Source organism: Xenorhabdus sp. PB61.4, from assembly GCF_963894935.1.
In the GTDB taxonomy this organism is placed as follows: domain Bacteria; phylum Pseudomonadota; class Gammaproteobacteria; order Enterobacterales; family Enterobacteriaceae; genus Xenorhabdus; species Xenorhabdus stockiae.
On record NZ_CAWQJR010000176.1, the window covers coordinates 25,258 to 32,205 of the forward strand.

Genomic DNA, 6,948 nt, shown 5'->3' on the forward strand with positions numbered 1-6,948 from the left:
AATGCGACTCCATCACGACGGGGCGATTAGCTCAGTTGGTAGAGCATCTCCCTTACAAGGAGGGGGTCATCAGTTCGAATCTGGTATCGCCCACCAATCTCAGTGATAAGCTGAAAGCGGTAAGGCCGTAGTGATAAAAAATGATTTTATGATTGGGCGATTAGCTCAGTTGGTAGAGCATCTCCCTTACAAGGAGGGGGTCATCAGTTCGAATCTGGTATCGCCCACCAATCATAAATCAGTGATATATCGATGTTGTTACAGATAATTATTCAGTAATAGTCATCATGCAGTAATAGTCAGCATGAAGTGGGCGATTAGCTCAGTTGGTAGAGCATCTCCCTTACAAGGAGGGGGTCATCAGTTCGAATCTGGTATCGCCCACCACTTCATTAGATTGTTCCGCAGTATCACACTGATATTTTAGATGGGTCGTTAGCTCAGTCGGTAGAGCAGTTGACTTTTAATCAATTGGTCGCAGGTTCGAATCCTGCACGACCCACCATCTAAATATCAAAATCAAAATTATCTAATTGGGTCGTTAGCTCAGTCGGTAGAGCAGTTGACTTTTAATCAATTGGTCGCAGGTTCGAATCCTGCACGACCCACCATTTAGATATAAAAATCAGAATTACCTAATCGGGTCGTTAGCTCAGTCGGTAGAGCAGTTGACTTTTAATCAATTGGTCGCAGGTTCGAATCCTGCACGACCCACCATTTAGGTAGCCATGAAGTGGGCGATTAGCTCAGTTGGTAGAGCATCTCCCTTACAAGGAGGGGGTCATCAGTTCGAATCTGGTATCGCCCACCACTTCATATAAATCCCCTAAGAACCCATCAGAAAATATCAAAGCCAACACCGTTTATAATCAAATTTCATTCCAAAATTTCCCAGTCTTATCACTAAATTCGTTATGCAAGTAAAACAGCATATCTTTAAGTGAAATCAAAGCATGCTGTTTTTTAATCTTTTATTACGCTTTCAATCCGTAACTTTTAAACTTTACTAATACTCTCTGCATCTCTTCGGATGAAAGAACAGGAATGCGTTCTACAGAATTTCCTATTACGGCTAGTATTTTCAAATAGAGTTGTGCCAATATTTCGATTTCATTGGCCAGCCATAATGCTTTTTCCAGACTGGCTTCCATCGCAATCATACCGTGATGCTGCATTAACAGTGCCTTGCTATGTTTAATCCCTGTTTTGACACTTTCTGCCAGCTCTTGTGTCCCGAATGTTGAGTAGGGAATACAGGGCACATGATCTGTTCCTGTCACTGCCACCATATAATGAATAGCCGGGATACCATGATTGAGAATTGAAACGGCAGTTGCATTGACTGCATGATTATGTACAACAGCATTTAATTCAGGGCGGGCTTCATAGCAAGAAAGATGGAAGTGCCATTCGCTTGAGGGGATTTTATCTGGTTCTGCTTCTCCCGAATAATTAATGTAGACAATTTGTTCCGGAGTTAACTTTTCATATGGGACCCCGCTGGGGGTGATAAGAAATCCATCTTGATAACGGGCACTGATGTTACCAGATGTGCCTTGATTTAAACCCAGAGCATTCATCTTAAGGCAAGTGTCGATAATTGCCTGAGCAATATGTTTTCTACTGATGGTCATAAAAAATAATCATTATAAATTATATGGATATAAATCAGGAAAGAGCATGCGTAAGCCTTCTGCGCTAGCATTACAAATTCCACGTTCTGTAATCAAGCCGGTAATTAATTCTGCCGGGGTAACATCAAACGCATAATTTCCGCAAAGCGTTCCCTGAGGTGCTGTATTGACCCAACTGTATTTTCCTTCAGCCGTAATCCCGTAGACATGTGACTGTTCATCGCCTGAACGTTGTTCAATGGGGATCTCTGTTACGCCATCCCAAACGGTAAAATCCAGTGTCGGTGATGGTAACGCAACATAAAATGGTACCTGATTTGCTTTTGCAGCCAGTGCCTTAAGGTAAGTGCCAATTTTATTACACACATCACCTCTTGCGGTTGTCCGGTCTGTACCTACGATACACAGATCCACTTTGCCATGCTGCATTAAATGCCCGCCCGCATTATCGGCAATTAAAGTGTGTGGTACACCATGCGAACCTAACTCAAAAGCAGTTAATCCACCCTGATTACGAGGGCGAGTTTCATCAACCCAGACATGAACCCTGATACCCGCATCGTGTGCCATGTAAATAGGTGATAATGCGGTTCCCCAATCCACAGTTGCCAGCCACCCAGCGTTGCAGTGAGTTAATATATTCACTACTTCACCGGCTGATTTTCGGGCTGCGATTTCCTGTATGATTTTTAAACCATTTTCACCAATCTTATGACACAGCTCGACATCTTCATCTGCAATTTCATTAGCAGTACGATAAGCAGTTTCTACACGCTGAACCGGAGGCGTGTTTTCTAGTGCCTGATATGCACGATTCAGCGCCCATTTTAAATTAATGGCGGTTGGCCGGGTTTTAACTAAAGTATCGTAAGCTATTTGTAGATTTTCATTGCTGCTACTTTGACGCATCGCCAGTGCCATACCATACGCAGCAACTGCACCAATTAAAGGTGCACCTCTTACCCACATATCTTTGATAGCTGTTGCAGCATCCTGAAAGGTATTCAACTGAATAGTTTTTAATTCAAAAGGGAGTTTGGTCTGGTCAAAAATTTCGACAGTATACCCATCGTCAGCAAGCCAAACAGAGCGATAATGGGTTCCATTAATCTTCATCTCGGTTTCTTAACCTTATGTCATATGATGTTTAATTTGTGAAAAATTTTGGTACTTATGCTTGTTGACAATTAACTCACGTGCCAGTTTTAGTGCTTGTTTTTCACAACTGGCTCGTAATGTCGGGTCATCAATCTGTTTGAAATCAGCAACACCGGCGAATCCAATAATGCGGCGGTTAATTTCAAGCCCGGCATAGACCAGAGTTTCTTCGAATAAATTGGAGAAAAAATCATCCTGGGCAGTTTTAAGGAACGATGAATTGAAAGTTCCCTGTTGGTAGATGGTGACAGGATAGGCTTCTCCGATTGTTTTTTCATTCCATAATTGACGAAAACGACGTTCAAATATTTCCCACGTTGTTTCAAGCTGCATGAAGAGCCATGATTGATAATCAGCACATAGCTCTATATTCTCCCGCAAAGCAGGCTGAGCAAAATAAGCCATAAACAGATTGCCGATATAATTGCCTATATCAAATGCCATTGGACCCATAAAGCTAAATTCTGGATCAATTACTTTTGTGGAATCAGGTGTGACCATAATGGAGCCTGAGTGAAGATCACCATGCAAAAGTGCCTGCGTTTCAGTCATGAATTTGTATTTATACTGCATTGCAGTTTGGATCATGAATTGATCCTGCCAGATGGCATGAATATCCTTATCAAGTTGAGGGGAAGTCCAGTTGTTTCTTTCAGCATTAAAATATGGCTCTGTAAAAATCAGATCTTCAGTGATCTTACAAAGCTCATGGTTATTGGCAAAACGGCTTACCAGTTCTTTTTTCTCTTTGCTGTCCATCCCTATATCAGAGGTATGGAATAGTGTATCAGCAAGAAAAATGCCAATGTCTTTAGCTAAATGAGGAAATTTTTCACCATAAATCAGTCTATTGCGTAAGATAATGTGTTTATCTAAATATTCCATCGCAAACAAAGACATTTCTTCATCATAGAAATAGACATCGGGTACATACTGATGAGCAAATTTTTTTTCTTCTAATAGGGCATGGTATTCGAAATAGGTTCGGACAAGGGAAAGCTGCCATGATTCACCAGCAGCCCGAACGTAAGGTAAGGATTGTTTGACCACAATAGTTTTTTCTGTTCCGGCAACAATAAAAACTAAATTCAGGTTTCCATCACCTACTTCCTGTATCTGCCAGGTTTCAGGCAATCCTCCGAGTGAGATAGTGGCGGGTAAATTCTTCGCAAGATAATGTGGTAAAGATTCACAGGTCTGGGGGATATACTCAGTAGGAACATAAACAGACATTATTTTTCATCCTGATAATATCATGAAAGAAAGTTCATAAAATGAACAGGGATAACACATTTTGCGGTAATGGATTTTTACTGTTGTTAACTATAAGTATACAAAAGTAAAGTGTCTGTGATGAAAATAACGAATATGGTCTGATAACAATAAGATATATCGAATAAATTTCAAATTGCATCGCAATGATAAAAGTACGACGAATGTGCTAGTTCAGGTTTGCGGTTTTGGTAGTGGAGGAAGGCCATAAGCGGCTCTGGCACGATCACAGGCTTCATTGTAATTGTCAGTTTCCCATGCCTGTGAAAATTCTCGGCAAGGGGAAGGGCGTTTGTCATAAATAGTACAGGAAACGGAGTGACCAACTTCGCCCTGTAAGTTTATACAACGGGGATGAGGCTCGTTTGTACCTTTCATGCAGCACATAAAATTGTTCAGTTTCTCAGTGGCAGCAACCGGGACTGTACCTCCTCCGTCCTCAGCTTCCGCCCAATAAAATGAGACCCTGAAAAATGCACAGCAGGCACCACAGTTGATGCAAAAATTATTCTGTGATTGGTTATTTAATATATGATCCATACCAGACGTCTCTATCTGATGTTTAAGAGCCACATTTTGACGAAGTTATTAACTATGGAAAATTATCTTTTTTGTATAAGGATAACTATTTGAGGATAGATTATCTTTGTGAATAATGGCGAACTTTAAGAGAAATTTATTTTTAATTGAAAAAAGAAAAACTGCCTGTTTTAAAGACAGTTTTTTATTTAATTAACAGATTGTTACTTTGAAATAGGTGAGTTTTTATTTGGGGAATACTTGTTGGAAAAAGATAAGGATATGGTTCAGGATCTCATTATGAATTTCTTTCCGGCTTCTATCTCCACCATCTTTACAAATAACTCCACCCTTTGGGTTATTTTTTTCAATAAGAGCGATTGCATTGGGTTTACAATTTGGCCTAAAGCTAAAATGCATTGCATCGTCAATAACGATGTATTTTGATTTCTCTTTTGGAAGGTTTTTAGCCAGATACTCAGATTCCAGTTCAGCAGGCATATCTCCCACATCAACACCAGCGGCTACCACGAGTGTTGGTATATGTACCATGCTCAAACTTTGAGGTGAAAAGCCTCTGGTTAACGCCAGATCAAGGGAGATAATGGCTTTAACTCTCTGGTCACCCAAATCACCATCTAATTTTGCTTTGGTGATTTCATTTTTACCTATTCCTAATTCAGATAATATGTTGCAAGAAGCAAGAATTTGATTAGTTTTGCAGTCAGTAACTAATAAATCTGAGTTGAATCTAGCGCCTGTGAGTTCAACAACAGACCAGCCACCTAATGAATGACCAATTGCGGCTATTCGTTCTTTATCAATTAACTCGGCTAAATCAGACTGCTCTAGGATAAAGTCAATAACACGGCTGAGATCCCTCGGTCTTTCCCATAATTGTGCAGCTGATAGGGGATTTCTATCTTCTGTTGTTGTGCCTGGATGATTTGGAGCAGCCACGATAAAACCCTTTTTGGCTAATTCTCCTGCAAGCCAATTAAGATTTCGCCAATTTCCCCCATATCCGTGCGACAGAACGACAAGAGGATGTTTTTCTATATCAGGAATAGCATTTTTTATTACTGAAATACCATAATAAGCGGGATGTTCACCAACAATTACAGTATGTCCAATATCATTGGAAGGGTACCACATCACAAAATGTAATGGACGTTCAGTGTTCTTATCTAAAAATATTTCCCGGAAACCTATATTTTCTGATGCGCTGATTTTCACAGAAAAGCATAGAAACAGGAAAATAGTAGCAACTATACGTTTAAACATTACATCCTCAGCAGACAATAAATTTGAACTGTCTTATTTTGTAATAAAGCACTACTCAGTAGAGCATTCCTTTTAGTTCATTATCTGATTGCTATTATCTTGAATTAAGTAGGGCATTTAACGAGGCATAGCTTAACTTTGACTGCTCACTATTCTGCAACAAACCATCCCGTAAAAAATGCTCCATACTCGTCAATGTAGATCCATAGGCTTGTTCGGCAAAGAATGATCCGCCAGAAACCCTTCTTGCTCCGGCAGCAAAAAACTCTTTTACACTCGGTCCTCCGGCTTGAGCCATAATATTTAATGGGCCATTTATGCGTGAGCTGATAGCCCGGCAGACTGATAGATCGGTTAATCCGGGGATAAAAATACCATCGGCACCGGCGGCAAGATAAGTATTAGCACGGGAAATTAAATGCTCGGGATTGGTATCTTCTCCACGAATCCATGAGTCTATACGTGCATTGATAAATAAACTGTAATGTATTTTATTTGCTGCGGTACGTACAGAAGCAATACGCTCAGCACCATCATTTATTGACCTTGATTTGCCATTGTTAGAATCTTCAATATTAATTCCAACACATCCGACAAAATATAAATCTTCAACAAGATCATCCATACTTTCATCAGGCGCTAATAAACCATCTTCAATATCCGCCGTTACAGGTAGGTTAGTGCTGGACGTAATTAAACCCAGTGCCTTCATTACGATTTTTCGGTCAGCCAGTTGATTATCTGGATAGCCTAAGCTCCAGGATATTCCGGCACTGGTTGTTGCAATGGCTTTGGCTCCCGATTGCTCTGCTAAGCGGGTACTCATAACGTCCCATGAATTGGCTAATATGAGTTTTCCTTCTTCGTGTAATTGGCTAAAAATTTGAATTTTTTCATCCAGGCTTATTCTTGTCATGTTGGTTTCTCAATATTTTCTTATAAAGATATTCCATAATTTTAAATATCATGGATATGCGTTTTTAAAATGTTACTAAATAATTACACTGTATATTTATATAGTCAATATTTTGATCGATAAAAAACACTCAAAATTAAAGCTGTAATATCATTATTGCTGTTA

At 39.9% G+C, this 6,948-nt stretch carries 6 protein-coding genes and 7 tRNA genes; 7 read left to right on the forward strand and 6 right to left on the reverse strand.

All coding sequences use genetic code 11. The features are described from left to right. Nucleotides 1-20: 20 nt before the first annotated feature. From AACX68_RS13980 to AACX68_RS14010, 7 genes are all read left to right on the forward strand, one after another. Nucleotides 21-96, forward strand: a tRNA-Val gene (locus tag AACX68_RS13980). A 58-nt stretch (nt 97-154) separates the two neighbouring features. After that, nucleotides 155-230, forward strand: a tRNA-Val gene (locus AACX68_RS13985). Nucleotides 231-311: 81 nt separating this feature from the next. Then, nucleotides 312-387, forward strand: a tRNA-Val gene (locus tag AACX68_RS13990). A gap of 42 nt (nt 388-429) precedes the next feature. After that, nucleotides 430-505: transfer RNA gene (locus tag AACX68_RS13995), tRNA-Lys, on the forward strand. 30 nt (nt 506-535) lie between these two features. After that, a tRNA-Lys gene (locus AACX68_RS14000) sits at nt 536-611 on the forward strand. Nucleotides 612-641: 30 nt separating this feature from the next. Further along, nucleotides 642-717 (forward strand) — tRNA-Lys (locus tag AACX68_RS14005). Nucleotides 718-735: 18 nt separating this feature from the next. Beyond that, a tRNA-Val gene (locus tag AACX68_RS14010) sits at nt 736-811 on the forward strand. Nucleotides 812-974: 163 nt separating this feature from the next. On the opposite strand, the gene AACX68_RS14015 is transcribed toward AACX68_RS14010, so the two are convergent. The 6 genes from AACX68_RS14015 to AACX68_RS14040 all read right to left on the reverse strand — a co-directional run bounded on the left by AACX68_RS14015 (nt 975) and on the right by AACX68_RS14040 (nt 6,783). Then, the gene (locus AACX68_RS14015; protein ID WP_228859535.1) at nt 975-1,628 is read right to left on the reverse strand and encodes an L-fuculose-phosphate aldolase; all 654 of its coding nucleotides are present in this window, start codon (nt 1,626-1,628) and stop codon (nt 975-977) included. Nucleotides 1,629-1,646: 18 nt separating this feature from the next. Next, complete coding sequence (gene mtnA / locus AACX68_RS14020; protein ID WP_228859530.1) at nt 1,647-2,750, reverse strand: S-methyl-5-thioribose-1-phosphate isomerase; 1,104 nt, start codon at nt 2,748-2,750, stop codon at nt 1,647-1,649. A 15-nt stretch (nt 2,751-2,765) separates the two neighbouring features. Beyond that, nucleotides 2,766-4,025, reverse strand: coding sequence for an S-methyl-5-thioribose kinase (mtnK, locus tag AACX68_RS14025; RefSeq protein WP_228859531.1), 1,260 nt, complete (start codon nt 4,023-4,025; stop codon nt 2,766-2,768). A 213-nt stretch (nt 4,026-4,238) separates the two neighbouring features. Beyond that, nucleotides 4,239-4,604, reverse strand: a complete 366-nt coding sequence (locus AACX68_RS14030; protein WP_228859532.1) for a YkgJ family cysteine cluster protein — start codon at nt 4,602-4,604, stop codon at nt 4,239-4,241. A 225-nt stretch (nt 4,605-4,829) separates the two neighbouring features. Further along, nucleotides 4,830-5,867: an alpha/beta hydrolase family protein gene (locus tag AACX68_RS14035; RefSeq protein WP_228859533.1), complete on the reverse strand. Its 1,038-nt coding sequence runs from the start codon at nt 5,865-5,867 to the stop codon at nt 4,830-4,832. A 94-nt stretch (nt 5,868-5,961) separates the two neighbouring features. After that, nucleotides 5,962-6,783: an isocitrate lyase/PEP mutase family protein gene (locus AACX68_RS14040; protein ID WP_228859534.1), complete on the reverse strand. Its 822-nt coding sequence runs from the start codon at nt 6,781-6,783 to the stop codon at nt 5,962-5,964. Nucleotides 6,784-6,948 lie beyond the last annotated feature (165 nt).